Genomic DNA, 25168 nt, shown 5'->3' with positions numbered 1-25168 from the left:
CTCGAGGAGCTGAACGAGTAGTCCACTACTCGCGATACTCGATGCTGTCCGGAGCCACTATTTGCCCATGTATCGGGTGTTCATGAGCCATTCCAGCCGGGACAACGTGTCCGCGGTGGCCATCACCCGGTGGCTGACCGAGAATGAACCGAGTCTGAGCGGGGAGATCTTTCTCGATGTCGACTCCGAAACCGGTATCGCGCCGGGGATCCGCTGGAAGTCCGAACTCGTTCGCGCGGTTGATCGCTGCGAAGCTGTCATCTGCCTGATCTCTCCGGAATGGGAAAATTCGACCGAGTGCCTCGCCGAATTCCGGCACGCGGAATCTCTCAACAAACGAATCTTCTGCGCTCGGATCGACCCGCGGGCCCGCGGTGAGAAAGCGCGCGAGTGGCAGTTCTGTGATCTGTTCACCGACGGGCACAGCCCCGTCATCACGGTCGCATCCAAGAACGATGGCGCATCGGTCGTCTTCGCCACTGACGGCCTACAGCGATTACTCCGCGGTCTACGCGAGGCCGGAATCGGCGCCGCACACTTCCCGTGGCCACCTCCGGGCGACTGCGGACGCGCCCCGTACCGGGGCTGGCAATCGATGGAGGACGTCGACGCGGCCATTTTCTTCGGCCGCGATCCTCAGATCCTGCGGGGCCTGGACGCGCTTCGCGGCATGCGCTCGACGGGCGTCGAGGGCATGTTCGTTGTGCTCGGTCCATCCGGTGTCGGGAAGTCGTCATTCCTGCGCGCCGGTCTACTTCCCAGGCTGCGTCGTGACCGCCAGAACTTCCTGGTGGGTGACATTGTCCGCCCCGAACGCGCCCCCGTGACCGGCGACCGAGGCCTGGCTCGGGCGGTACACGAGCTCAGAGTCCGCGCGGGGCTGGCCAGTCCGACGCTCGGTGCTATCAAGGCCGCATGCCTTGCCGACGACACCAGCCAGCTGACGAATTGGCTGCGCGAGGTGCAGCGTCATGAGGTCGACCAGGGTGTAGCTCCGACTCTGGTACTGCCGATAGACCAGGCCGAGGAACTGTTCACCGCCGACGCCGGGCCGGAGGCAGCTCGATGCCTAGGCCTGCTCGGCGGTCTGCTGCAGTCCGCCGCACTGGCCGAATTGCCGATGATCGCGGTGGTGACCATTCGAGCCGACCGCTACGAGGCGCTACAGACTGCGCCGGAATTGCTCGGCGTGCGGGCCAGGGAATTCGGTGACCTGAAGCCGATGCCGGTCACCGAATTCAAAGAGGTGATCACCGGACCGGCCGCTCGTGCGACCGCCGCGGGCCTGCGCTCTAGTCTCGATCCTGCGCTCGTTGCCCGGCTGCTGAACGACGCCACCGGTGGGGCGGACAGTCTGCCGTTGCTCGCGCTGACGCTTTCGCGGCTCTACCTCGATTACGCCGGCACCGGGCAACTCACCCTCGCCAACTATCACGCGATGGGCGGCCTGCAGCACATCGTTCACGCCGAGATCGATACGTTGCTCGCCGCAGATCCCGACATGCGAGCACAGCAACTCGACACGCTGCGCGCGGCATTCATTCCGTGGCTTGCCACCCTCGATCCGAACACCGACCAGCCCTCGCGCCGAGTCGCGCGCTGGAGCGAACTTCCGCCGTCGAGCCACGACCTGATCAATGCGATGGTCGATCGGCGACTGCTCGTCAAGGATGAGCGTGGCGGCGAGACCGTGATCGAGGTAGCGCTGGAAAGCCTCTTCCGGCAATGGGACCCGCTGGCACGGTGGCTGCGTGAACAGGCTGAGGATCTGAAGGAGGCAGACAACCTCGATCGCGCGGCCGCGGACTGGGAGCGCAACGGGCGCAGCCCGGAGTGGCTGATCGAAGGCGTGCGACTCGCCGCGGCGGAGAAGCTGGCGGACTCCCCGGTGTTCGGGGACCGGGTACGTCACGCGGCAGAATTTCTGCGGGCTTCGCGAGAGCGCGAGGACGCCGAAGCGGACGCCGAGAGGCAACGCCGAGAGGCCGAACTGCAGAACGCGAAGCAACGTCGAGATGAGGCGCAAGCACACGCGGCTGTATTGCACAAACGCACGCAGGTCCTACGCGCCGTGCTCGTCCTGACACTGGTAGTGGCACTGGTCGCGGTCACCGGCCTCGTACTGGCGGTCGTTGCTCGCAACGACGCCAATGCGAAACGTCAGGAGGCCGACGAGCGCAGCCGTGCGGCACTCTCCGAACGGCTGACCTCGCAAGCACAGGCGATGCTGGCTGGCGGCCAGCCCGGCAGCGAACTGCAGGCAATCGACAAACTGCTTGCAGCGCAACATATCTCGGCGAATCCGAACATCGGCGCGCTGCTCACCGCATTGAGCAACAAGGCGGAACTGCACAAGATCGTCGACCTGGCCCGGGGCGGTTTCCTCAGTGCCGACGGTCAACGGATCGCAACGGAAACCCAATCGGGAACTGAGCTGCTCGACACCGAGACCGGGCAGCCGATCGGAGAGCCGTTCGCAGATCCCAAGACCACCAACCCCAACGGGGTGAGCCTGGACGGGCGATTTGTCGCGATGGTCAGCGAGGACAATACGATCCGCGTCTGGGACTCCGCCACCCGCCAGCCCATCGGTCAACCGATGACGGGCAGTGTCGGTTGGGTCGGCAGTAACGCGGCGGTCAGTTCGGGCGGGCACCGGGTCGCTGCGGTAGATCATGAGGCCACCTTGCGGTTGTGGGACGCTGAGACCGGGCGGCAGATCGGGAGTCCGCTGACCGGACACGAGGGATCAGTGACCGCACTGGCCTTCAGCCCGGACGGGCGCCGCCTGGCTTCGGCCGGTCGGGACAACACCGTTCGGCTGTGGGACGCGAGTAATGGGGCACGGCTCGGCGAACCGCTGCGGGGCGGCGACCCACGCATGCGCGAGGCGGACGGGGTCCGCAGCGTCGCCTTCAGCCCCGATGGCCACACCGTCGCCGCTGGCGGCTCGACCGTGGGCCTGGGTGCATTCTTGAGTGCCGGGTCGCCGCTACGGTTGTGGAACGCCGATACCGGCGCGGCGATCGGCACACCGGTCTTCGGAAACTACGGAGATATCTGGTCGGTGGCATTCAGCCCGGATGGGGGCCGAATCGTCACCGGTGGCACCGACAAGACCGTACGACTGTCGGACGCGCACACCGGTCAGCCGATCGGCAATCCGCTCAGGTTCCAGGAACCGGTGTGGGGCGTCGCCTTCACCCGGCAAGGAAATCGGATCGTTTCGGTATCCGGCCAAACCGTCCAGGTATTGAATGCCGATCTCGATTCCGCACTGACCACACAGTTGGGTGGCAGCAGGGTGGCTCAGCCACCATACGGGTTGGAGAGCGCGACGGATGGCCCGCGAATCGTCGTGGTCAGAGACGGCACCTTCCGACGGTTCGATGCCGACACCGGTGAACCGGTCGGCCAGGCCATCGTTTCCGAGGCACTTCGAGGAATCAGCCAGTACGACTTCAGCCCGGACAACCGGTGGCTCGCTGTCGACGGATCCGACAAAGACATACGCGTCGTGGACACCTCGAACGGTCAGCCGCACGGCGACCCGATCAAAGGGCATGACGGCAATGTGAACACGGTGGAATTCAGCCCCGATGGGCAGACACTGGCAACGGCAAGTGATGACAAGACGGTTCGGCTTTGGGACTGGCGAAGCGGTCGACAGATCGGCGAGCCGATGACCGGTCACGAATATCGCGTCAAATCGGTCACCTTCAGCGAGGACGGCCGTCGCCTGTACTCCCACAGCCTGGACTCGATTCGGATCTGGAACACCACGACGAGACAAGCGATCGGCAAGCCGATCGGCGGCCCCGGCACTAATTACAATTTCACGGCCATGAAGGTCAGTCCGGACGGCCGGCGTATCGCAGCGGCAAGTTGGGGCACACTTCAGCAGTGGGACGCTGAGAGCGGCGAGGCCGTCGGTCCGCCGATGAAGGGTCATGACGACCAGGTCCTGGACATCGCCTACAGTCCCGACGGTCGCTATCTGGTCTCGGTCAGCTCGGACTACACGGTGCGGTTCTGGGATACCACCGACGGACGCCAGATCGGCGAGCCGGTCGACACCACCCCAGCGGGCACCACCGTACAGGTCAGTTTCACCCACGACGGCCGCCGTGTTCTCGTTGCTTCCGTCGAGACGTCCCTTGACGGCAAACCGCCATTTATCGGTGGCGGCGCATGGCAGCTTCCCGCGCCTGCCGCCTGGGCGGACGTGCTGTGCGACAAGCTGGCCGTGAATCCGAGCCGCGAGCAGTGGAACGACTGGATCTCACCCGACATCGCGTACATCGAGCTGTGCCCGGGCAAACCCGTCTCGTCCGTGTCGGACCGGTGATTTCGGTCTTGGGCTCGGATGCTGTCTCCGTCACCCGAACCCACCTCGGCAGATCGGGAACACCCGAAGTTGTCGACAAGCGTCCGGTAATCGGTATCTCCGGACGGTCGTGGGCAGTCCCGCGACCGGGGTTACCGACCGTGTCACCGTTCTCGCGCATTTGGCGCGGAGGCCCGGCGAGCGGTCGTCCGCGTCCGAATCGCTTCGGCGACTTCATCAATGGCGGTGCGGATCATTGCCCCGTAACCATCATCGCCGAGCGCATCCACACACTCTCGCGCCGCGTCGATCTCGCATTGCGCCGCATCGAATGAACCGAGCCGCCGATAGTTGTCCGCCAAATTCAAATGCAGCGACGGGTAAAAGCCCCGCACAACCAAATTCGCATCATGCTGATGCAACCGCTCATCGGTCAGACTGTCCGCAGCGTCCAGCGCCCGGACATCCCAGCAAAGCGCCTGTGCCGCATCGTCGTACAGATCCGCGAGATAGTGCGCCAACGTGCACCGATGCAATGGATCGCCCTGCGGACCGAGCGCCGCCCATATCCCGAGCAGCGCCTCCCGCGCGGTCTCCGGGGAGCCTGTTCGTCCGAGCTCGACCGCCTGGGTAATGGCGGCCATGGTTTCGGTAGCGGCATTCATCCGCCGTACTCCTTCGAATTCGGTATGGCAGTAGGCATAACGAGCGTGGTCAGCTCACCGTCCGTCGCGGAGCGAACGACCACGGGTGCGCCGGCGGCAGTGATATCGAGCATGATTTCCGGACCGATCGCACTCACCAATGCGGGTCGTAATGTCGTGGGGGAGAAGGCAAGTTCGATACCCGGTCCGGTAACGGTTGCCGGAATGTGCAGGCGCGCAAGTGAGTCGGTATACCGAGGTGAGATGGGTGACCCGGGTGAGCCGGGTGAGCCCGGTGAGCTGGGTGAGCCGGGTCTGAGTTGCCCATTGCCGGTCGCCAAAAGCCCAGACTGATCGACGGCGAAGACAACGGGTGCTGCACCGCCCGCCTCGAGCACTGCGAGCAACGCATCCCGCCCCACCATCACCCGCGTCCGAACAGCGCCCAGCCCCGCCAACATCGCCCGATAATCCGGAAACGCTTGATCGATGGTCCCGCACCGAAGCTCGGAATCGTCACCGGCCAGAACGAGCCCATCGTCCAAAGCACGTACGGTGACCTCATCCAATCCCCGCAGCCAGGAACCGATTCCACCCAACTCACCCGCATCTACTACCACCGACCACGCCCCACCACTCGGCCGCACCGGCACCATCGCCCGCGTCGAAAGCCGATACCGGTCCGTTGCCGTCAACGTAACCGAATCCGCATCCGACTCCACCAAAACCCCAGCCAACACCGGTATTTCACGATCCAACGCCGCGGCCGAGCGCACCTGCTCGATGGCCGCCGCCAACACCGCCGCGGACAACACCACGACCGCCCCGAACTCCTCCTTGATCAACCGCGCAACCGCAGCGGCCTCCCGAGCCCGCTGCGCAAGCTCCGCCACATGCTCATCGAGCAACCGTCCCGCCCGGGCCGCGTCCCCGTTCAAAATCTCCGAAACAACCTCCAGCGGCACCCCGATTCCCCGCAGCCGCCGAATCATCACCCCGCGCTCGACCTGCGCCTCGCCGTAGTACCGATATCCGGTCACCTCATCCACCCGAACCGGAACCAGCAACCCGCAATCGTCATAAAACCGCAGCGCACTGGCCGTGAGCCCACAGGCCCGCGCCAACCCGCCGATCGTGATCAACCCATCGCCCGCCACCCGCTCATCATGGAGTCTCAGGTAGCTCGAAGGTCAAGCGCCGGTCAGGACCGGTGCACCGGCCCATGCGCCTCCACGCAGTGCGCATCGTCGGCGGTAACCGTCAGTTCCGACGAGTGGTCCACCTGCAAAGTCGTATGTTCCAACCCGAATTCGTCGTGCAGCACGGTCTCGATCTTCGATCGAATCGCATGGCAGTCGGCTGCGTTGTCGACGAGGATATGCGCCGACAGCGACGGCTGTCCGGAGGTGATCTGCCAGACGTGCAGGTCGTGGACCTCGGTCACCTGCTCGAGCGCGACAATGCGCGCTCCGATGGCGTCGGGATTGAGATGGGCGGGCGCGGCCTCCAAGAAGATCCGCCCCGATTCCCGGACCAGGGACCAGCCCGCCTTGATCATCAAAGCCGCGACGACCAGTGCGGCGATCGCATCGGCACGGGCGAATCCGGCCAGCCACACCACCGCGCCCGCGATGGCGGTTCCGATGAAGGCATAGAGGTCGTTGAGGATGTGCTGGAATGCGCCCTCGACATTCAGGCTGGTCCGGTTGGCGCGGCTGATGCTCCACGCGGCCGCGATATTGACCACGATCCCGACCAGCGCCGTGATCAACACCAGGGGCCCTTCGACATCCGGTGGATTGATCAGCCGATTGATGCCCTCGTACACGAACCACGCCGCGAGCAGCAGCAAGGTAATCCCATTGGCCTGCGCCGAAAGGATCTCGACCCGCTTGAATCCGTAGGTGTATCGCCCCTGCGCCGGACGTCGAGCCAACCGGATGGCGATCATCGCGAGCACGATCGAGGCGGCATCGGTGAGCATGTGCGCGGCATCGGAGATCAGCGCGAGCGATTGCGCGAGCAGGCCGACGACCACCTCGGCCACCATGAACGCGACGATCAAACCGAGCGCGATGGCAAGCCAGCGCGGATTCGAATCCGCCGAGACGCCGTGGTCGTGGCTGTGGCCGTGTTTGTCCGCATGGCCGGACTGTGCGTGGTCATGCCAGTGGTCATGATCGATGTGTTCAGCCTCGCTGACCACCACTGCGGACCGCTTCGGCGACACGCACTGCTCGCCCATAGTCGAACGCTCCTCCCAGTTGATATTGCTGCCGTTCGTCAGCGTAGCGGATCTTGCACTCATGCGCATGTATGAATATGGATCGCGCCTGGAAGACCCAGATCAACAGTGGCGAATTCGTGATCATTCGGACCGACCGGCCCGACTACTATTGCGGACTGCACCATTCGGTGATCAACAACGCGGTATCCGGCGGTGCGGATCTGGATGGTTGGTCCGATGGTGAATGCAGAGGGGTTGCGATGGACAGGCCGGCGTGGGCGCCCGAGGGCGTGGATCTGCAACAGGCGAGTCCCGCACGGATGTATGACGCCTTGCTGGGCGGTTCGCACAACTTCGAGATCGATCGCAAGGCCGCCGAGGCCGGCAAACAGCTGGTGCCCGACCTCCCCCGCTTGGCGCTGAGCAACCGGGCTTTCCTGCGCCGCGCGGTCCGCTTCCTGGCCGACCAGGGCGTGCGTCAGTTCCTCGATATCGGTTCGGGCATTCCGACCGCGGGCAATGTGCACGAGGTCGCGCAGTCGGTTGATCCGGAGATTCGCGTGCTCTACGCCGATATCGATCCGGTCGCGGTCGCCCACGCCCGCGCGATCCTGATGGACAACGACAAGGCCGCGGCCATCGAAGCGGATCTGCGCAAGCCCGACGAGCTGCTCGCCCGAGTCCGCGCGACCGGCCTGATCGATTTCGCACAACCGGTCGCAGTGTTGCTGGTGGCGGTGCTGCACCTGCTATCCGACGAGGAGCGGCCGGTCGAGAAGGTTGCCGCCCTGCATGCGGCCGTCCCCGCCGGAAGCTACGTCGCGATCTCGCACCTGACATCGGAGTCGCGTCCCGAAGATGCGGGCAAGCTCGGCCGCAATGCGGCCGATGTGACCCATGTCGGCATCTACTTCCGTTCGAAGGATGGCATCTCCGCGATGTTCGACGAGTGGGAGCTGGTCGAACCCGGCGTCGTCGAGCTACCCGCCTGGCGGCCGGAATCCGAACGCGACCTATACGAGACGCCGGGCCGATCGCTCGGCCTGGCGGGCGTCGGCCGGAAGGTCTGACCGGAGCCGTGGCAGGGGATTCGTGTGGGGACACGTGAGCTGGCGATGCGATGGGCGGATGCGCTCGACGGCGCTGTCGCTCCGATCCTCACCCGAAGCCAAATCGAAACTCTGCTAGCGGAACTCGCCGATGTGCTGATCGCGGCCGTGCGCGGGACGCGGGAGGTCACGGTCGCGCAGGACGCCGCCGCGGTGCTCGTCGCGGCGAACTATCGTGACCAAATTGCCGTCAGCCGTTCAGTTCTGGTTATCTGCCGGGAGATCGTTCGTGAAATCTGCCCAACCGGAACCGAATCCGATTACGAGCCGGTTCGCGAGCGTGCGATAGTTGTCGCTGCCGAGTTCGCCGCGGGTTTCACCTCTGCGCTGCGGAACGCGGCGTTAGGGGAGCAGGAAACCACACTCGCAGCGGTGTTTTCGGCCGCGCAGGAGGCCGAGGTGCGAAGGCAATTGTCGGAGGCCAGGTTCGAAGCGGTCTTCGCGGGAGCATCGGTTGGGATCGGGACGGTCGACGTCACCGGTCGGGTACTGGAGGTGAACGCGGCCATGGCCGATATGCTCGGACTACCCGCGGCGATGATGCCGGGTCGGTCGGTCGCCGAATTGCTCGGTCCCGCGAATATCGGTGACGCATATGCCAATTTGGAGCACCTACTCAGCGGTCGGACCGACCGCTTCCGCCTCGAAACCGACCATCTCCGACGCGACGGCACCATCACCAGCATCGACCTGTCCATGTCCGCGGTCCGTGACAACAGTGGGCAGGTCCGCTTCCTGATCGGTGTCGCCGTCGACGTCACCGAACGCAAACAACTGGCCGACCAGCTGTGGCACGATGCCAACCACGACAGCCTGACCGGTCTGCCCAATCGTGTCCTCTTCTTCAATCGACTGGCCAATGCGATTCCGCCAGTTGGTGTTTGCTATCTGGACCTCGACGGGTTCAAGGAAGTGAACGATGTGTGGGGGCATACGGTAGGGGATCGGGTGCTGCGCGACGTTGCCCAGCGTCTTCGTGAATCCGTCGAATCCGTCGGCGGATTGGTCGCGCGAATCGGCGGCGACGAGTTCATCGTACTCGTCGAGAAGTGCACTGGCACAGAGCAATTGGAAACAATTTCCGCACTGTTGCTCGACGGGCTCGGCACCCCGATACAGGTGGCCGGGCGTCCCGTGGTCGTAGGTGCAAGCATCGGAACGGTTTTCGCCGAAGACCGTCCCACCGACATCGACGAAATGATGCACGCCGTCGACACCGCGATGTACCGCAACAAAACCACGGGAGGACGCAGGCTCCGGCAGTAGCTACCGACGGAAGGTCACGATGTTCGCGATATCCCTCGGTGTGGACGGCGCCGAGCTGCGTCCGCTCGAATCGCGGCATCCACCGGGTGGAGTGGCTGGTCGCGTCGCCGAACCACGCCGGCATGGCCGTGGCGCGGCGGTTGGGGATGACCAAAGACGGTGTGCTGCGGGAGTTTTACCCGCATCGGGGGCGGCGGCTCGATGTGGAGGTCTGGTCAGTGCTGGCTCCGGAGCGGCGGGCGGGCGGCGGCTAGGCCCATTGTGCTGGTCCCCGCCAGCGCCACCACCGATCCGTGCTCGCTGATCAGCCACCGCCCGCAGATGCAGCGCAGGTAGCTGGTTGCGCCGTGCGAGGAAACAAGAGTTGGGGACGACCAGGAGCAAGAAGGGCAGGTAGCGATCATGCATCCAGCCTGATGTAATGACTTAGTGCATTTCAACCCTTACGGAGGCGCGGCGGCCGAACTCGCTGCCCGCCTGGTGAACGCGAAACCGCGGCAAGACCTGCTGCAACTGCTCGCCGATTCCGGCTACAAGCCACTCGGCACCCTCAACACCAGGCAGACCGCCGAGTTGCGCCGCTGGATAGTGCGTCTCGACGAGGTCTTCACCGAACCGAGCGTCGACCTGCTCAACGCCTTACTGGCCGAGACCACCAGCCAGCCCTACATCTCCACGCACGACGGCCGCGCGCCCCACCTGCACTATGCCCGCGAGGACGCGCCCACTGACGAGCGCGTCAAGGCCTACACCGCGGCCGGACTCGCGGAGCTCTTCTGTCAGGATCCGGGCCGAATCGGACGCTGCGCTCGCGCGGGGTGCGGCGTTGTCTTCGTCGACACCTCACGCAACGGCAGGCGCAGATACTGTTCCACCCGCTGTTCGACCCGCGTGCACGTCGCGGAGCACCGCACCCGTCGCTCCGCCTGATCTTGGGTGCGCGGCTGCCGCGTTCGGCTGCGATCGCGTCGACGCTAGTGCCGCGTCCAGCTAGCCTCTGCGGTCATCGAGATCCGTCGAGCGCAGTCGAATGGCGGTACCGCGGGGCGTTTCGACCGCGTTCGAGGGGCGAACCGGATGTGATCGCGCGGCAACCTATCTGGACGGGGTGCAGGCTCGCCTAGTTCTGGAAGTCGATCCGTTCCCACGACAGTGTCGCCCGCCACCCAGGCCGCTGAGAAGCCCAGTCCTGCACCACTTTCACCACCAGCTCGAGGGCGGGTGAGTAAGCAGTGCCCCACGGCTCCGAATCGTGCACCGTAGCTCGGAAATGTCGATCGGGCCCGCCGTCGCGGTATTCGACGAAATATCCGTGACCGTCCTCCGGATCCACTTGCTCATCCATATGAACCTGGATGTAGTAGTGGCCGAACGGAACCAGATTCGGGCGTTCGACAATGACGTACGGATACCTGAAGTTCATGCTGGCGAGCAGGTCGTGCAGGACTTCGTCGGACGGGTTGTCGACCGGACGATCCGGAGCCGCGCTCGTCGCCCTGACTGCAACCATTTCGTTCATGCCGTGCATTCTTACCGAATTCTCCTGGGAGACGAATCATTCCCGGAGCAGCACAGGCAATGCAACCAACCCATGAGACCGCCATGATGCCCGATACTCCAGCTCGGATTCCGGCACAGCCAGGCGCACTCGCGGATACCGAACGAACAATTCCGGCACCACCGCGTCGACGATCAGATCGCTGACCTGTGCGCCCAGGCAATAGTGGGGTCCGCGCCCGAACATCAGGCTCGGACGCCCGTTGCGGGCAGGATCCGAATCGGCACCGAATACCGACAACAGCACGGTGTCGCCCTTGGGGATGACCCGGTCGCCAATCGTCAAGTCGCTGACCGCGAATCGCCGAATAGCGAACGGCAACGGATTGGCGGCCTCCATCAACTCACCACGCCGATCCTTCCAGTCTGCTGGTACACCAGTGGCCAAGAGCGCCGCAAATATGTTGCCGCACAGATGAACCACATTCTCCAGCCCCGCCAGCATCATCAGAAAGGCCAGCGAAATCAACTCGTCCTCGGACAACAAATCCGCGTCATCCCGAGCCCGCACCCACCCACTGATCAGATCATCGCCCGGCTCATCTCGCTTGGCTCGCACCACACCCGTAAACGTCCCCGCCAGCCACTGGACCGCCTCTGCCAGCCGGACCGCAGACTCCTTCGACGAGGCATCGAACGTCACCATCGCAGTCGCAGCAGCGCGCAACTCGCCATACCGATCGGCGGGCACACCGAGCAGCTCACCGATCACGAGCGCGGGCACCGGAACACAGAGCTGCTCCAGCAGATCAACTGTGCCACTGGTATTTTCGTCCAGGCCTCGGAATGTGCCCGCGCTGATCCGCTGAACCAACTTCCTGAGCGAATCCGCCGACCTCCGCGAAAACGCAGGCGCCGCAAGCCGCCGCAGCCGCCCATGCTCCGCCCCATCCAAATTCAGCAGATTCCGATCCAATGCCGGCGGCAACGAAAATCCCGAATACCCACCCCCGGAATACCGCTTGTCCACACTGAGCCGCGCATCCGCCAACAACCCCGCCGCCGCGTCATACCCGCTCACTACCCAAACCTGCTGCCCACCAGGCAGTTCAGCGTTCCGAACCGCCCCACGCCACCCACCATGCTCCCGCCACCGAGTTCGACCGGAGATCCCAACCGGACACCTATCCACCACAACTCCTCAATACCATCCCTTCGAGGGTATTGCGCCGGACGAGCCCGGAACGTCCCCGTCCCAGGCCCCGCCACGTCACGAAGCAGAAATGATCCCGCTGTAAATACCCCAGGTCCGCCCCTTGGATTTGCAACTGAAACTGCCATGGAACCCGGACTCACACCGCGCCCCTGCATGCTCGATATACGCGCCCCACGTACCATCGCCCGTCTTCACATCCACCAGACCCGGATTACCACCCGGCAACGTATGCGTCCCCACCGCAAACGTCGGATGCGCAGGCAACCACGACTGATCGATCACCATGTCCCGCACCGGAAGAAGAACCGGCAAGCTGTACTGAACCTGCACCTGACTCGTGAAATCGCACACGGCCACGCAGCCGGTTACATCTGGCCGTGGCGAACCGGGCCTGCTGGTTCGTAGGTGCCCAGGACGATGCCGAGATCGGTCAGGGTGAGGTCGACTGGGCGCATCGTCGCCGGGAGGATGCCGTCGTTGAACAAGCGGCGACCGGAGCCGAGCACCAGCGGAAACGTCATCAGGCGGAAGCGGTCGACGAGCTCGTGCCGCAACAGCGTCTGGAGCAGTTTGCCGCTTCCCCAGATCTGCAACTCGTCGCCGGGTTCGTCCTTCAGCGCCCGCACCGCCGCGACGACGTCACCCGTCAGGAGGCGAGCGGTATCAGGGTGCCCGCCGCGCCACGTGGCGTCGGCCTCGCTGAGCGAATTGGACACCACGTACTTGGGCAGCGAGTTGATCGCCGTGGCAATGGGGTTGCCGGGTTCGGTCTGATCAGGCCAGTAGCCGCGGAAGATGTCGAACGTTCTGCGACCGAACAGGAATGCGCTGGCGTGGCTGTTGAGCTCGGTGACGAACTCGCCTACGGCCTGGTCCGGGAACGGGGCCTGCCAGCCGCCGTGGGTGAACGCGTCGCTGGGATCCTCCTCAGGCCCGCCGGGGGCCTGCATAACGCCGTCGAGGGTCAGGAATGTCTGAACGGTGAGCTTCATGTGACTGTAGACGGAGCGGCGCACTGATTCTGAGCGGTCTCACGTCGAATCGCCGCCGACCGAGTCGGAACGCACTTCAGTGCGCGGACGTCCGCAACGACGACGGAGCTGCGAAAAGGCTTGTGGTCGGGTCGAGTGGAGCGTTCAGCGATTCCCGGCCCGATTGTGCTCGACCGCGGCCACGAAATCCGGGTGCGCGGAAACGATCAGCTGGTCGGCTGTTTCGTTCATCCAGACATCGGCGAAATAGCGGGAGCGACTCCAGGACAGCATCGCCACCAGCAATGCGATCGGCATGCATCCGGGCACGCTCACGAAAGCCAAAGGCAAATACAGCGATTCGAGTTCGAGCGCCCGTGCGATAAGGACGGCCGCGATTGTCAGCGGTATCGCCAGCAGTGCCAGCAGCGCGATTCGACGGAAGCGCCGGACCTCGTGGAGACAGAACTCGCAGGCTGGGCAGTCGAAGCGGACGCGCGCCAGGACAGGGTCCCGCCGCCCGGGTTTCATGGAGCGCAACATGGCTCGCGGTGTCGGCAGCTCCGATAGTGGGCCACTGGAATTGACTGTGAAGGAACGGGTCTCACTGGCGGTGCAACCGTGCTCGCTGCACAACCCCGGCATCGGCTCGGTGAGCACGAGCTCCGTCGGGGCCGACGCGAGAATCGGCGTCCAATCCGGGTTGACCTCGGTGTCGAAGACCACCCGCGCCCTGGTCACTGCAGCCATCCGCGCTGCTGGCGGTCACGGAAGTATTCGTCGTCCTCGTCGTCGTCATCAGTCGGGGTTACGACGCGATCGCGGTTGGGCTTGCGGGTGCCCGGGATGACGGCGTTCCCGCTGGGCGCCGGCCGATCCGCGGGAGGGGGCATCGGCCGGTCCGGCGGCCGCTGGTCCTCTAATGGTTCAGACCGGAGTCGCACCAACTCGGCTTCGCCCTGGGCGGCCAGCCGTTGCCGTTCCTCCTCCGGCATGTCCGCGAACTGCTGCATGGCGGCGGGCAACGTGCGATCGAGCACCCGATTGAATGCCTCGCTGTGCATCAATTCGCGTGCGCTGCCCTTGCCTTCGAGGACACCGCGCAGCTGCTGCTTCAATTGCGGATCGGTGGCGGTATCCATCAGCACCCGAATCGCCCGGGACAGTTGGCGCGAGGCCCCGAGATCGCCGTGGGCCAGATCATGAATCGGCTCGGGCACCTTCATTCAGGCTCCAGGGTGGTCGTAGGTGGCGGCGGGCAGGCTCGGCATATCGGCGGACTCGACCACCGCGACCACGCCGAAACCGACCCCGGCGATGGCCTCGAGTGCGACATACGCGGCGTTGAACTTCTCGACCAGCAGGCCCCATTGCGCGATCACTTTCGCCGTGGTCGCAGTGGCGGCGGCGACCAGGGCCGCCGTCGCGAAAATTCCGACGCCGGTAAGCGCGGAGGCCTCGGCCGCGGCCCACTCGATCACCGCCATGGCGCCCCAGTCCAGCAAGGTCTGCAAGGCATTACTCATGGCGGTGGAGAGGTGGTACGCCGTCGACGCGAAGCGGTTGATCTCGGTCGCCATCTCCTTCAATGGCTCGACCTGAGCGGAAATGGCTGTCGAGAGTTCCGTGAAATACGCTTGGGCGCTGGTCGCCGCGTTACCGTCCCACGTCGCGTCGACAGTCGTCGCGGCGGACTTGACCGATTCGGAGAAGCTCGCGCTGTAGGAAGCCAGGTTTTCCACCGCCTTGCCCGCCTTCTGCAGGGCCTCCCAATCACCGGAGATCTTGGTGGTGAGCCACTTCAGCGGGTCTGTCCCGAGGACGTTTTCGCACCACTTACAAGCCCAGTACGTCGGCGAAATGGCGTTCGAGGTGATGAGGAACTCGAAACTGTCGTTGAGCGGGTCCTCGAGCTGAGGTTCCGCCAGGTGCTCGGACGGCGTCTTGGTCATCAGTTGCTGCCTGCGGGGTACGTGCGGTCCAACTCGTCGGCGCGCGCCTGGTCGGTGGTCCGGTAAACCTGTGCGACTTTGGTCAATTCGGTCGCCGCGGCCTCGGAGAGGGTGCCGAGGGTGGCGTAATTGGGCTTCAGCTTGTTGTGCGCCTCGGCAACGGCGCTCAGCCCGACCCGGATGAGCCCGCCGTCGCCCCACACGGTGTTGTCCAAGACCAGCCACTTGTCCAGATAGGTCGCGACATTCGCATTGGCCTCGGCCAGCGTCTTCAAAGCCGCGGCGAACGTGTCCACTGCGGCTGGGTCGACTTTGAAAGTCTCCGACATCGGACCTCCCCTCTCGGCCGTGCGCCGGCCGCTCTACACCGAAGCACCTTCACACAAAATTCCTGCTCAGCGCAACTTCGCCGACATCTCGGGCGGCGGCGCGTGGCAACCGTCCCGACTGCGGACGATCTGCGGCACCCTGTGCGCGTCTTGGTGCCTGTGAGCCGAACTGATCGTTTAGCGAACCGGGTCGGCTGACCTGCGAAAACGCTTGGGCCACTGTTGTGGTGGTTGCCGGGAGTTCATCATCGATGCGGGCTGGTGCTGTCCGCAAGCGGGCAGCGGGGATGAACGCGTCGGCGGTGCGCGCTCCGATCCACTGGCATGGTTGGGCGTCCCATGTGCGGTGTTCGCCGATCCGGTTGTCGGACACCGGGACCGAGCCACAGCGGGCGGCGGGGCATACAACGCTGATCAACTGGTTGTCGCCGTCGAATTGCGCGCGCCCGCAGTCGGCATGCAACCGAACATAGCCACAACCCGTTGGATGTGATCGCTACGGCCCTCGACGCGAACGTGCCCAACCGGATTCACGACTTGTCGCGGAGCCGCGGTTGCTCGTAGCTGATCGGTGTGCCGTCCGGCCCGAATTCCAGGCCGGCGAAACCGATTGGATAGGTGTCCGGTTCGTAAAGAAAGCGAATCACCGTGCCGTCGGGATCGCTGATGTCGAGGGCGGCACCGTATGGCCCGCGGTCGTGGATCTCGCCGTGGGGTGCGCCTAGTTCATCGGCGCGCCGGATCAGCTCGGTGAAAGTCTCGAGAGAGTCGACTTTGAGGGCGAAGGCGTCGAAGTCGTTCAGGTGGGGGTGGCTCGCGCAGTAGGCGCGTTCGCGGAGGCCGATGTGGAGGTCGGCGTTGGGTTCCAGGAGGACTACGCCGCGGACGGCGTCTTCCTCGTAGAACTCGAAGACGGGTTCGAGGTCCAGGAGTCGGCGGTACCAGGCGACGCTCTTGGCGAGGTTGCTGACGGGGAGCTTTACCTGGCGGATCTTGTTGATTCCGAGCGGCATCGGCGGGGTCCTCTGCGTCGACGGCGGTTTGGGTAACGCTACTCGGTGGGGCGAGGGGTGGGCTATCGATCAGCGGCGCGCCGCGCTGTGGCCAGATTGTTATCGCGAACAACAAATATCTTTGCGAAACGGCTGTGCTTCGGGTCACAGTGCAATATGTTGTGCCGAACAACATTCGCTCTTGCTCGACCGCCCGGTCCGATCGGGCGGTGGTTCGACGAAAGGCTCGCCCTCATGCGTAAGGGGATCCTCGGCATTGCGGCCGTATCGGTCGCGCTTCTCACCTCGCTCACTGCCTGCGGGGACGACAACAAGGACTCCGGGGGTGGGGGTGCCAAGATCGGGGTGATCCTGCCGGACAGCAAGACCTCCGCGCGGTGGGAGACGGCGGATCGGAAGTATCTGCAGGCGGCGTTCGACGCGGCCGGGATCAAGGCGGATATCCAGAACGCGCAGGGGGATAAGAACGCCTTCCAGACCATCGCGGATCAGATGATCACCAATGGCGCCTCGGTGCTGATGATCACCAACCTCGACAGCGGGACCGGCAAGGCCGTGATCCAGAAGGCGAAGTCGCAGGGTGTGACCGTAATCGATTACGACAGACTGACTCTCGGCGGCGGGGCGCCGTTCTATGTGTCGTTCGACAATGTGAAGGTCGGCAAGTTGATGGGGGACGGGCTGTCCAAGTGCCTCACCGATAAGAAGGCGGTCAATCCGGTCGTCGCGTATCTGAACGGCGGACCCACCGACAACAACGCGACGCTGTTCAAGAACGGTTACGACAGCGTGCTCGGGCCGAAGTTCGATTCCGGTGAGTATGTGAAGGGGCCGGATCAGGCGGTGCCGGAGTGGGATAACACCAAGGCGGGCACGATCTTCGAGCAGATGCTCACCGGCACGCCGAATCTCGGCGGTGTGGTCGCGGCCAACGACGGGCTCGGCAATGCCGCGATCGCGGTGCTGAAGAAGCAGAAGCTGAACGGCCAGATCCCGGTGACCGGCCAGGATGCCACGGTCCAGGGCTTGCAGAACGTGCTCGCGGGCGATCAGTGCATGACCGTCTACAAGGCCATCAAATTGGAGGCCGACGCCGGCGCGAAGTTGGCGATCGCACTCGCGAAGGGGGAGAAGGGCGAGGCGAACAGCACCGTCGACGATCCCGAGGCGAAGGCGAAAGTGCCCGCGGTGCTGCTGGAACCGAAGGCGATCTTCAAGGACAACGTGAACGACGTCGTCGCGGACGGCTATGTCACCAAGGCCGAACTGTGCACCGGCGAATTCGCCAAGCTCTGCGCGGATAACGGGGTCCGCTGATCGTGTTACCACGCCCCTTCCGCGATTCGATGAGGGGACCGCGGAAGGGGCGCCCCAACTTGAGGAGCTGCACCCATGCCGGATACCCCGGTCATCGAATTACGCGGGATAGAAAAGAGTTTCGGTCCCGTCCATGTCTTGCACGAGGTCGCGTTCGCCGCGTACTCGGGTGAGGTGACGGCGCTGGTCGGCGATAACGGCGCGGGCAAGTCCACCCTGGTCAAGTGCATCGGCGGCACCCATCCGATCGATTCGGGTGAATTCCTGTTCGCGGGCAGGCCGGTGCGTGTGCACAGTCCGCGGGACGCCGCCGACCTGGGGATCGAGATCGTCTACCAGGATCTCGCGCTCTGCGACAACCTCGACATCGTGCAGAACATGTTCCTCGGCCGAGAGAAGAAGCACGGCCTGGTCCTCGACGAGTACGGGATGGAGGAGCTGGCCGGAAAGACCTTGGCGGGCTTATCGGTTCGGACGGTGAAGTCGGTGCGACAGCAGGTGGCGAGCCTGTCCGGTGGTCAGCGTCAGACGGTCGCGATCGCGAAAGCCGTGCTGTGGAACAGCAAAGTGGTGATCCTGGACGAGCCGACGGCCGCGCTGGGTGTCGCTCAGACCCAGCAGGTGCTCGAGCTGGTTCGCCGACTCGCCGACAAAGGCCTTGCGGTGGTGTTGATTTCGCACAATATGAACGACGTTTTCGCGGTCTCGGATCGGATCGCCGCGCTGTATCTCGGCCGGATGGCGGCCCAGGTGCGCACCGCCGACGTGACGCACGCGCAGGTCGTCGAACTGATCACCGCCGGTCGCAGCGGAAGTCTCGGCCTCGGAAATGGAGCAAGCGTATGAGCGCCGTGGTTACGGATAAGTTCGAGGCCACGTCCTCGCCGGTGACCGAGCTGGTCAACTCGTATGTCGGACGGGTGCGCAGCGGGAATATGGGTGCGCTGCCATCGATTATCGCGCTGGCCGTGCTGTCGGTGGTGTTCTGGATCGCGCGACCGGTGTTCATGACGCAGGGCAATTTCGCGAATCTCCTGACCCAGGGCGCGGCCATTGCGGTGATCGCCATGGGACTGATCTTCGTTTTGCTGCTCGGCGAGATCGATCTGTCGGCCGGATTCGCAAGTGGCGTGTGTGCGGCGGTGCTCGCGGTATTGCTCACCGATAAGGGATGGCCCTGGTACGCGGCGGTGCTCGTCTCGCTGCTCACCGGCGTCGCGATCGGGCTGACCATCGGGACGATCGTGGTGAAGATCGGAATCCCTTCGTTCGTGGTGACATTGGCGGCGTTCCTGGCATTGCAGGGTGTCGCGCTGAAGATCATGGACAACGGGCGCAATATCTCGATCCACGACGAGACGATCGTCGCGATCGCCAATAAGAATGTGCCGCCTTGGCTCGGCTGGATCATGTACGTGGTGCTGCTGGCCGGATTCGCGGTGATCCAATATCGGAAACTGCGGGCACGCACCAAACTCGGTCTCACCGGTGAGGCCGCGCCGGTGATCGCACTGCGGATCGCGGCGGTCGCCGTGGTGGCGGGCGCTGCGGTGCTGATCCTCAATGACGAACGCAGCCGCAACCCGGCGATCAACTCGCTCAGGGGCATGCCGATCGTGGTGCCGTTGATAGTTGCGCTGCTACTGCTTTGGACGTTCGTGCTCAACCGCACCTCGTTCGGCAGACATATCTACGCGGTCGGCGGCAGTGCGGAAGCCGCTCGGCGGGCGGGCATTCCGGTCGATCGGATCAAAATCTGTGCCTTCGTGCTGTGTTCGACGATGGCCGCGGTGGGCGGGCTGATCGCGGCGTCGCGGGCCAACTCCGTCGATCCGAATACCGGTGGCAGCGATGTGTTGCTGACCGCTGTCGGAGCGGCCGTGATCGGCGGTACGAGTCTGTTCGGCGGGCGCGGTCGGATGCTCGACGCGGTGCTCGGTGCGGCGGTGGTCGCGGTGATCAATAACGGAATGGGCCTGATGGGCTACAGCGCGGGCACAAAATTCGTTGTGACAGGATTCGTGCTGCTGTTGGCAGCGGGAGTGGATGCGCTCTCGCGCAAGCGTGCGTTGCCAGGAAGTTGACCAACTGACCATTTCGAGCGACCTGCAAGCAGTCGCTAGCGACCGGGAGGAGGTTCGCCCGAATGAGAGCTGCACCTTCCCCGGACGAGATCCGGCGGCAGAACCTTGCCGTGCTGCTGCGGCATGTCCACTCGAGCGGACCCATGTCGCGAGCGGCGCTCGCCGAGCGAATGGGGCTCAATCGCAGCACCATTCTGGCGCTGACCGCCGACCTCGCCGCGGCCGGTCTGGTCAGCGAGGAACTGCCCGGGCAGACGGGGAAGGCGGGGCGGCCGTCGCTGGTGGTGCGGCCCGAATCGGAGCGGGTCTACGGGTTGGCGCTGGATGTCGGGGCGGACCGGCTCGCGGTGGCTCGGGTCGGCTTGGGCGGAGTGATTCTCGATCGGCGGGAAGCGCGCCGTCCCAGTGGGACATTCGATCCGACTGATGTGATCGGTGCGCTGGCCGACCTCGCGGAGAACATGATTCGCGGGTCCGGGTCCGAAACGGTGTGTGTGGGTGTGGGAGTCGCGTTCTGCGGGATGGTGCGCGAGGAGGACGGTGTCGTTCGGTACGGGCCGAATATCGGGTGGGTGGATGTGCCGGTCGGGGCGCTGCTTTCGGAGCGGCTCGGGTTGCGCGTGGTGGTCGGCAATAATGCCAACCTCGGTGCGCTTGCCGAACGGGAGCGCGGTGTCGGCATCGGGGTTGCGGACATGATCTATCTGCACGGTGAGGTCGGTATCGGGGGCGGAATCATCATGGGCGGCAAGCTGCTCGGTGGTGAGGGCGGATATGGCGGCGAGGTCGGGCACATGATCGTGAATCCGGGTGGGCGGGCTTGCACGTGTGGGTCGCATGGCTGTTTGGAGGCCGAGGCGGGGGAGCTCGCGCTCATTGCGGCTGCCGGGCGGGCCGACCTCACCGGGCGGGCGGCGGTGGAGGCGATCGTGGATGCTGCTGCGCGTGGTGATGCCACTGCCCGAGATGCATTGCACCGGGTGGGGGATTGGCTCGGGTACGGCGTTGCCAACCTGGTCAATATCTTCAATCCGACGATGGTTGTGTTCGGTGGGGTGCTTCGCGAGATCTACCTTGCCTCCGCCGCGCAAGTTCGCAGCAGGCTGGCGGTGAACGGATTGCTCGCGGTTCGTGAGCGGGTTCGCTTGCGCACCTCCGCACTTGCCGACGATGCGCCCTTGGTCGGTGCCGCTGAACTGGCCTTCGCCGACGTGCTGACCGACCCGTTGCAAACTCTGGCGCGCATCTCAGGCTGACTCGCATGAAGATCAGGCGCAATCTTTGTCGGCGTCGGCCGAGTGCCACCTGATCTTGATTGTTGACGCCAGAGCGGTCGCTTGGGTGGTTTACCTGCGGCGATATTCGTGGAATGCTGTCGCGGTCCGAGCTTGGGGGTAATAGTTCGAACTCATTTGGGGGTGCTTTCATGGAGCGACATCCGTCGGGGCTTTCGTATGCGCCGAGGACCGAGCCGCCGTTACTGCCGTACCGTCCGGCCGGGAGCCGCGCGGACTTCGAGGATCCGCCGCGTGCCTCGCCCTGCCGTACGCCGTTATCGCGGAACGATCAGACCGGACGATTCGGTCCCCCGGGTGTGCGGCGGGCGCTCAGTGCCGGGCATGCCGAGTTGCCGCCGGTCGTCGAATTGGATTCGACGGCACAGCAATTCGTCGAGCGTGCGCTTCGGCTGGCACTCGAGATACTCGACCACCGCCGCCCCGTCGCCCAACTCACCGCCATGGCAACGCCCGCGGTGGTCTCTGCGGTGCGGACCATAGTCCGAGCCGACCTCGCACCCGGCCGCACACTCGGCGTAGCGGTGCTCCACCGCGCGGGCCTCATGATGGTCGACGCCTCGACCGCGGAAGTCTTCGCCACCTACGACCGTGGCCGCCAACACTTCGCCATCGCCGCCCGCATCGCCCGCACCCGCTCACCGGACTGGCGGCTCACCGTTTTCCGGGTGCGGTAATTCCCGATGCGCGCCACGGTGCGGACGGCGCCGACTTCGCCGACAGGTTCGCTCCGATCGTCGCCGAACTCGCCGGACGATAGTCGAGCAGGGGATCGGTGCTGGTAGACCGGTTGGGTGGTGTTGGATCGTGCTGTGGGCGAGTTGGATTCGTCGATGGTGTGGCGCTCCTGGAGTGGACCTCCGGTACCCAGCCGCGCAGGCACCGCGCGACTTTGCAAAACGATTTACGCTCAGCCGCACCGATGAATTCTGGGTGGATCCGTCGTCCATACCTCTGAATACACCGACAGCGGTGGGTCAGAGCAGAAGCAATCGATCCGGACAGTGATCCGGCGGGGTGAGTGGGAGGCAACAGTGAGCGGTACCAGAGTGTTGGTGGCGGGGGCGAGCATCGCGGGGCCCGCGCTGGCCCACTGGCTGCGCCGAAGGGGAGCCGAGGTGACCGTGGTGGAGCGGGCCCCCGAGCTGCGTCCGGGTGGGCAGGCGGTGGACGCGCGCGGGGTGACCAAGGAGGTCATCCGGCGCATGGGGCTGGACGCGGCGGTGCGCGCGGCTTGCACCCAGACGATCGGCGCGCACACCGTGGACGCGGACGGCAACGTGCTGGAGACCTTCCGCGTGGACGACGACGGCGGCGACGGATTCATCGCGGAGATCGAGATCCTGCGCGGTGACTTGTCGCAGGTGCTCTACGACGACACCCGCGACGGTGTCGAATACATTTTCGGCGACCGGATCGCCGAACTCACCCAGGACGCCGACGGGGTCGACGTGGTCTTCGCGGGCGGCGACCGGCGACGCTTCGACCTGGTGATCGGAGCGGACGGGCTGCATTCGGCGCTGCGCACAATGGTTTTCGGGCCACACGAGCAGTTCGTCCGTCACCTCGGGCACGTGCTGGCCTTCTACAGTGTGCCCAACGAGTTCGGGCTGGACCGCTGGCTGATCGAGTACCAGGAGTCCGGGCGCTCGGCCGGGCTGCGGCCCATCCAGGACGCCACCCGGGCGATGGCCATGTTCTCCTTTCCCTCGGCCGACCTCGACGTCGACTACCGCGACATCGAGGCCCAGAAGCGCCTGCTGCGCGAGCGGATGACCGGCCTGGGCTGGTTGACCCCGGGCATCCTCGCGCACCTGGACGACACCCCGGACTTCTACCTCGACCAGGTCGCCCAGGTGGTGATGGACCGCTGGTCGAGCGGACGGGTGGGGCTGCTCGGGGACGCGGCGTTCAGCTCGTCCCCGATGTCTGGGCAGGGCACCGGGCTGGCCCTGGTCGGCGCCTACCTGCTGGCCGGTGAGCTGGCCGCCGCCGGGTGGGACCCGGAGGCCGGGTTCACCGCCTACGAGGCCCGGATGCGCTCGTTCGTCGAGGCCAACCAGGAGATCGCCCAATTGAACGCCCGCAGCCGCGATGTCCCCGGGCCGGACGCCGAGCCGGGTCCCGATTTCACCGGAGCGTGGTTCGCCGAGCTGGTCGAGCGTGCGATCAACGGTGTCGAACTGCCCGACTACGCGGGGGTGCCGGACTCCGGAGCCCCGGCCGGACCGCCGATCATCTCGTCGGCCAGGCCGTAGGTGTCACAAAACGTGTCGAGCGGGACAACGCCTCGGTCGGCCCCCGCCGGACTGCGTCCGCTCATACCGCGATCCGCGCCCTAGGCAACGGTTGCCGCGTGTTGCCTAGGGCGTTCGAGGCAGCGGATGATCTCGCGTTCGGACAGCCCGTCGGTCCTACGTTCCCACCGACTGCCCGGCGAGTTCGGCAATGCGCCGCTCGATCCGGCCTGGCTGGGCGTCGCCGTGGTGCCGACAGTGGCTGGCCGTCTCCCGGGGTCGGTAAGTCCACGGCGGGCGCGGGTTGCGGGGCGGAACTACGCTGGCTGGATGATCGGCACGCGGCGCAGTTATGACCTGGTGGCCGAGCGTTATGCCGATGAGCTCGGGGATGAGTTGCGGGGGAAGCCGTTGGATCGCGGGATTTTGGCGGTGTTCGCCGAACTCACCAACGGGGGTGTGGTCGCGGATATTGGTTGTGGGCCTGGGCATGTCGCCGCATATCTTGCGGGGCGGGGAGTGCGGACTATCGGAATGGATCTTTCGCCTGCGATGTGTGCGGTGGCGCGGCGGACTGCTTCGATGGCGGTTGGGGCGGCCGATATGACTGCGCTGCCGGTGCGGGCGGAATCGTTGGCGGGGGTGGTTTGTCTGTATGCGGTGATCCATTTGGACGGGCGGCAGCGGGCGGCGGCCTATGCGGAATTCGCGCGGGTGTTGCGACCGGGTGGGTACGCGCTCATCGCTTTTCACACCAGTGATGCGGACTTTCCGGCTGGTGGGGCCAAGACGCTCACCGATTGGTGGGGGCATCAGGTTGACCTCACCTTTCGTTACCTGGACCCGGGCGCTGAATCCGAAGCCTTGGCGACGGCCGGTCTGTTTCCTGCGGCGCGCTTGGACCGTGCACCGCACCCGGATAGCGAACATCCGAGCCGGCGCAGCTATCTGCTGGTCCAGCGCGTGTAGGGAAAGGTGCGAATTGTGTTGCGAGCATTACTTTTTGATGTGCAGGGTACGGCGACGGATTTTCATTCGACTGTCTGCGCGGAGGCGCGACGCATCGGCGGTACGCGATACCGGCACATTGATTGGCCCGGTTTCGTAGACCACTGGCGCGCCGAATACTTCGCCGCGCTGCGGAAGGCGGAGCCCGACCGAGACAACTGGGTCACCGTGCATTCGGTCTACGCCAACGCACTGGACGGCCTATTGGGTGACTACGGCATCGACCTATTGCCCGACGAACGCGCCGATCTCACCCTCGCCTGGCAACGACTCGAACCGTGGCCCGATGTCGTCGCCGGATTAACCAGGCTCGCGAACAAATTCACGATCGCGACATTGTCGAATGCGGATGTCGCCGCAGTGGTGAACATCTCGAAGCGAGCCGCGCTGCCGTGGGATGCGGTGTTCACCGCCGAGATGGCGGGTGCGTTCAAGCCAGACCCCACGGTGTATCGCATGGCCGCACGGTATCTGGGGCTGGAGCCGTCCGAGATCATGATGGTCGCCAGCCACAAATACGACATCCAGGCTGCGGGCGCACTGGGCTTCCGCACGGCCTTCGTCGCACGGCCACTCGAGTTCGGCGCCGGTGGTGACGTGGACGTTTCCTTCGACGACGATTTCGACGTCAACGCCACCGACTTCCTCGATCTCGCAGACCAACTCGGCTGCTGAC

The 25168-nt window shown here is 65.0% G+C and carries 24 protein-coding genes; 12 read left to right on the top strand and 12 right to left on the bottom strand.

The genetic code is table 11. From position 1 onward, the window contains the following. Nucleotides 1-82 precede the first annotated feature (82 nt). Nucleotides 83-4348 carry a TIR domain-containing protein gene (locus tag ACQPYR_RS37270; RefSeq protein WP_433623975.1) on the top strand — a complete coding sequence of 1422 codons (4266 nt, stop codon included), beginning with the start codon at nt 83-85 and terminating at the stop codon, nt 4346-4348. Between the two features lie 143 nt (nt 4349-4491). On the opposite strand, the gene ACQPYR_RS37265 is transcribed toward ACQPYR_RS37270, so the two are convergent. Genes ACQPYR_RS37265 through ACQPYR_RS37255 form a run of 3 tightly spaced genes read right to left on the bottom strand, consistent with a single transcriptional unit; the run spans nt 4492 to nt 7279 of the window. Then, nucleotides 4492-4992, bottom strand: a complete 501-nt coding sequence (locus ACQPYR_RS37265; RefSeq protein WP_433623974.1) for a hypothetical protein — start codon at nt 4990-4992, stop codon at nt 4492-4494. Continuing rightward, complete coding sequence (locus ACQPYR_RS37260; RefSeq protein WP_433623972.1) at nt 4989-6128, bottom strand: MerR family transcriptional regulator; 1140 nt, start codon at nt 6126-6128, stop codon at nt 4989-4991. Before ACQPYR_RS37260 ends, ACQPYR_RS37265 begins: the two co-directional genes overlap by 4 nt. Nucleotides 6129-6172: 44 nt before the next feature. Next, a complete protein-coding gene (locus ACQPYR_RS37255; RefSeq protein WP_433623970.1) occupies nt 6173-7279 on the bottom strand; it encodes a cation diffusion facilitator family transporter in 1107 nt (368 codons plus the stop codon). A gap of 8 nt (nt 7280-7287) precedes the next feature. Here ACQPYR_RS37255 and ACQPYR_RS37250 point away from each other — a divergent pair, with 8 nt between their 5' ends. The 3 genes from ACQPYR_RS37250 to ACQPYR_RS37240 all read left to right on the top strand — a co-directional run bounded on the left by ACQPYR_RS37250 (nt 7288) and on the right by ACQPYR_RS37240 (nt 10503). Next, nucleotides 7288-8268 carry an SAM-dependent methyltransferase gene (locus ACQPYR_RS37250; protein WP_433623968.1) on the top strand — a complete coding sequence of 327 codons (981 nt, stop codon included), beginning with the start codon at nt 7288-7290 and terminating at the stop codon, nt 8266-8268. Between the two features lie 24 nt (nt 8269-8292). Then, on the top strand, nt 8293-9573 hold the full coding sequence (locus ACQPYR_RS37245) for a diguanylate cyclase domain-containing protein (protein WP_433623966.1): 1281 nt from the start codon (nt 8293-8295) through the stop codon (nt 9571-9573). Between the two features lie 429 nt (nt 9574-10002). Beyond that, nucleotides 10003-10503: a CGNR zinc finger domain-containing protein gene (locus ACQPYR_RS37240; protein ID WP_433623964.1), complete on the top strand. Its 501-nt coding sequence runs from the start codon at nt 10003-10005 to the stop codon at nt 10501-10503. A gap of 190 nt (nt 10504-10693) precedes the next feature. On the opposite strand, the gene ACQPYR_RS37235 is transcribed toward ACQPYR_RS37240, so the two are convergent. The 9 genes from ACQPYR_RS37235 to ACQPYR_RS37195 all read right to left on the bottom strand — a co-directional run bounded on the left by ACQPYR_RS37235 (nt 10694) and on the right by ACQPYR_RS37195 (nt 16551). Further along, nucleotides 10694-11092, bottom strand: a complete 399-nt coding sequence (locus ACQPYR_RS37235) for a hypothetical protein (RefSeq protein ID WP_433623962.1) — start codon at nt 11090-11092, stop codon at nt 10694-10696. Between the two features lie 36 nt (nt 11093-11128). Beyond that, nucleotides 11129-12151 carry a cytochrome P450 gene (locus tag ACQPYR_RS37230; RefSeq protein ID WP_433623960.1) on the bottom strand — a complete coding sequence of 341 codons (1023 nt, stop codon included), beginning with the start codon at nt 12149-12151 and terminating at the stop codon, nt 11129-11131. Between the two features lie 189 nt (nt 12152-12340). Then, on the bottom strand, nt 12341-12571 hold the full coding sequence (locus ACQPYR_RS37225) for a hypothetical protein (protein WP_433623958.1): 231 nt from the start codon (nt 12569-12571) through the stop codon (nt 12341-12343). 80 nt (nt 12572-12651) lie between these two features. Then, a complete protein-coding gene (locus ACQPYR_RS37220) occupies nt 12652-13278 on the bottom strand; it encodes a dihydrofolate reductase family protein (RefSeq protein WP_433623956.1) in 627 nt (208 codons plus the stop codon). Nucleotides 13279-13422: 144 nt separating this feature from the next. Continuing rightward, entirely contained in the window at nt 13423-14007 is a 585-nt protein-coding gene (locus tag ACQPYR_RS37215; protein ID WP_433623954.1) for a hypothetical protein, read from the bottom strand. After that, a complete protein-coding gene (locus ACQPYR_RS37210) occupies nt 13995-14483 on the bottom strand; it encodes a hypothetical protein (RefSeq protein ID WP_433623952.1) in 489 nt (162 codons plus the stop codon). Before ACQPYR_RS37210 ends, ACQPYR_RS37215 begins: the two co-directional genes overlap by 13 nt. Next, nucleotides 14484-15209, bottom strand: coding sequence for a WXG100 family type VII secretion target (locus ACQPYR_RS37205; protein ID WP_433623950.1), 726 nt, complete (start codon nt 15207-15209; stop codon nt 14484-14486). Further along, the gene (locus ACQPYR_RS37200) at nt 15209-15538 is read right to left on the bottom strand and encodes a type VII secretion target (protein WP_433623948.1); all 330 of its coding nucleotides are present in this window, start codon (nt 15536-15538) and stop codon (nt 15209-15211) included. Before ACQPYR_RS37200 ends, ACQPYR_RS37205 begins: the two co-directional genes overlap by 1 nt. Before the next feature lie 530 nt (nt 15539-16068). Next, entirely contained in the window at nt 16069-16551 is a 483-nt protein-coding gene (locus ACQPYR_RS37195) for a VOC family protein (RefSeq protein ID WP_433623946.1), read from the bottom strand. A gap of 234 nt (nt 16552-16785) precedes the next feature. Between ACQPYR_RS37195 and ACQPYR_RS37190 the strand changes: the two genes are divergently transcribed. The 8 genes from ACQPYR_RS37190 to ACQPYR_RS37155 all read left to right on the top strand — a co-directional run bounded on the left by ACQPYR_RS37190 (nt 16786) and on the right by ACQPYR_RS37155 (nt 25167). Beyond that, a complete protein-coding gene (locus tag ACQPYR_RS37190; protein ID WP_433623944.1) occupies nt 16786-17868 on the top strand; it encodes a sugar ABC transporter substrate-binding protein in 1083 nt (360 codons plus the stop codon). Between the two features lie 75 nt (nt 17869-17943). After that, nucleotides 17944-18714, top strand: coding sequence for an ATP-binding cassette domain-containing protein (locus tag ACQPYR_RS37185; protein WP_433623942.1), 771 nt, complete (start codon nt 17944-17946; stop codon nt 18712-18714). Continuing rightward, the gene (locus ACQPYR_RS37180; RefSeq protein WP_433623940.1) at nt 18711-19952 is read left to right on the top strand and encodes a sugar ABC transporter permease; all 1242 of its coding nucleotides are present in this window, start codon (nt 18711-18713) and stop codon (nt 19950-19952) included. Before ACQPYR_RS37185 ends, ACQPYR_RS37180 begins: the two co-directional genes overlap by 4 nt. A gap of 62 nt (nt 19953-20014) precedes the next feature. Further along, nucleotides 20015-21208 carry an ROK family protein gene (locus ACQPYR_RS37175; protein WP_433623938.1) on the top strand — a complete coding sequence of 398 codons (1194 nt, stop codon included), beginning with the start codon at nt 20015-20017 and terminating at the stop codon, nt 21206-21208. Between the two features lie 170 nt (nt 21209-21378). Then, a complete protein-coding gene (locus ACQPYR_RS37170; RefSeq protein ID WP_433623936.1) occupies nt 21379-21924 on the top strand; it encodes an Rv3235 family protein in 546 nt (181 codons plus the stop codon). Between the two features lie 357 nt (nt 21925-22281). Next, complete coding sequence (locus tag ACQPYR_RS37165) at nt 22282-23505, top strand: FAD-dependent monooxygenase (RefSeq protein ID WP_433623934.1); 1224 nt, start codon at nt 22282-22284, stop codon at nt 23503-23505. A gap of 309 nt (nt 23506-23814) precedes the next feature. After that, entirely contained in the window at nt 23815-24453 is a 639-nt protein-coding gene (locus ACQPYR_RS37160; RefSeq protein ID WP_433623932.1) for a class I SAM-dependent methyltransferase, read from the top strand. A gap of 6 nt (nt 24454-24459) precedes the next feature. Continuing rightward, nucleotides 24460-25167 carry a haloacid dehalogenase type II gene (locus ACQPYR_RS37155; RefSeq protein ID WP_433623930.1) on the top strand — a complete coding sequence of 236 codons (708 nt, stop codon included), beginning with the start codon at nt 24460-24462 and terminating at the stop codon, nt 25165-25167. Nucleotide 25168: the final 1 nt, after the last annotated feature.

Source organism: Nocardia sp. CA-120079, assembly GCF_050955745.1.
GTDB lineage: Bacteria > Actinomycetota > Actinomycetes > Mycobacteriales > Mycobacteriaceae > Nocardia.
Note: the sequence above shows the minus strand (reverse complement) of the source record. Positions and strands in the feature narration are given on the sequence as shown.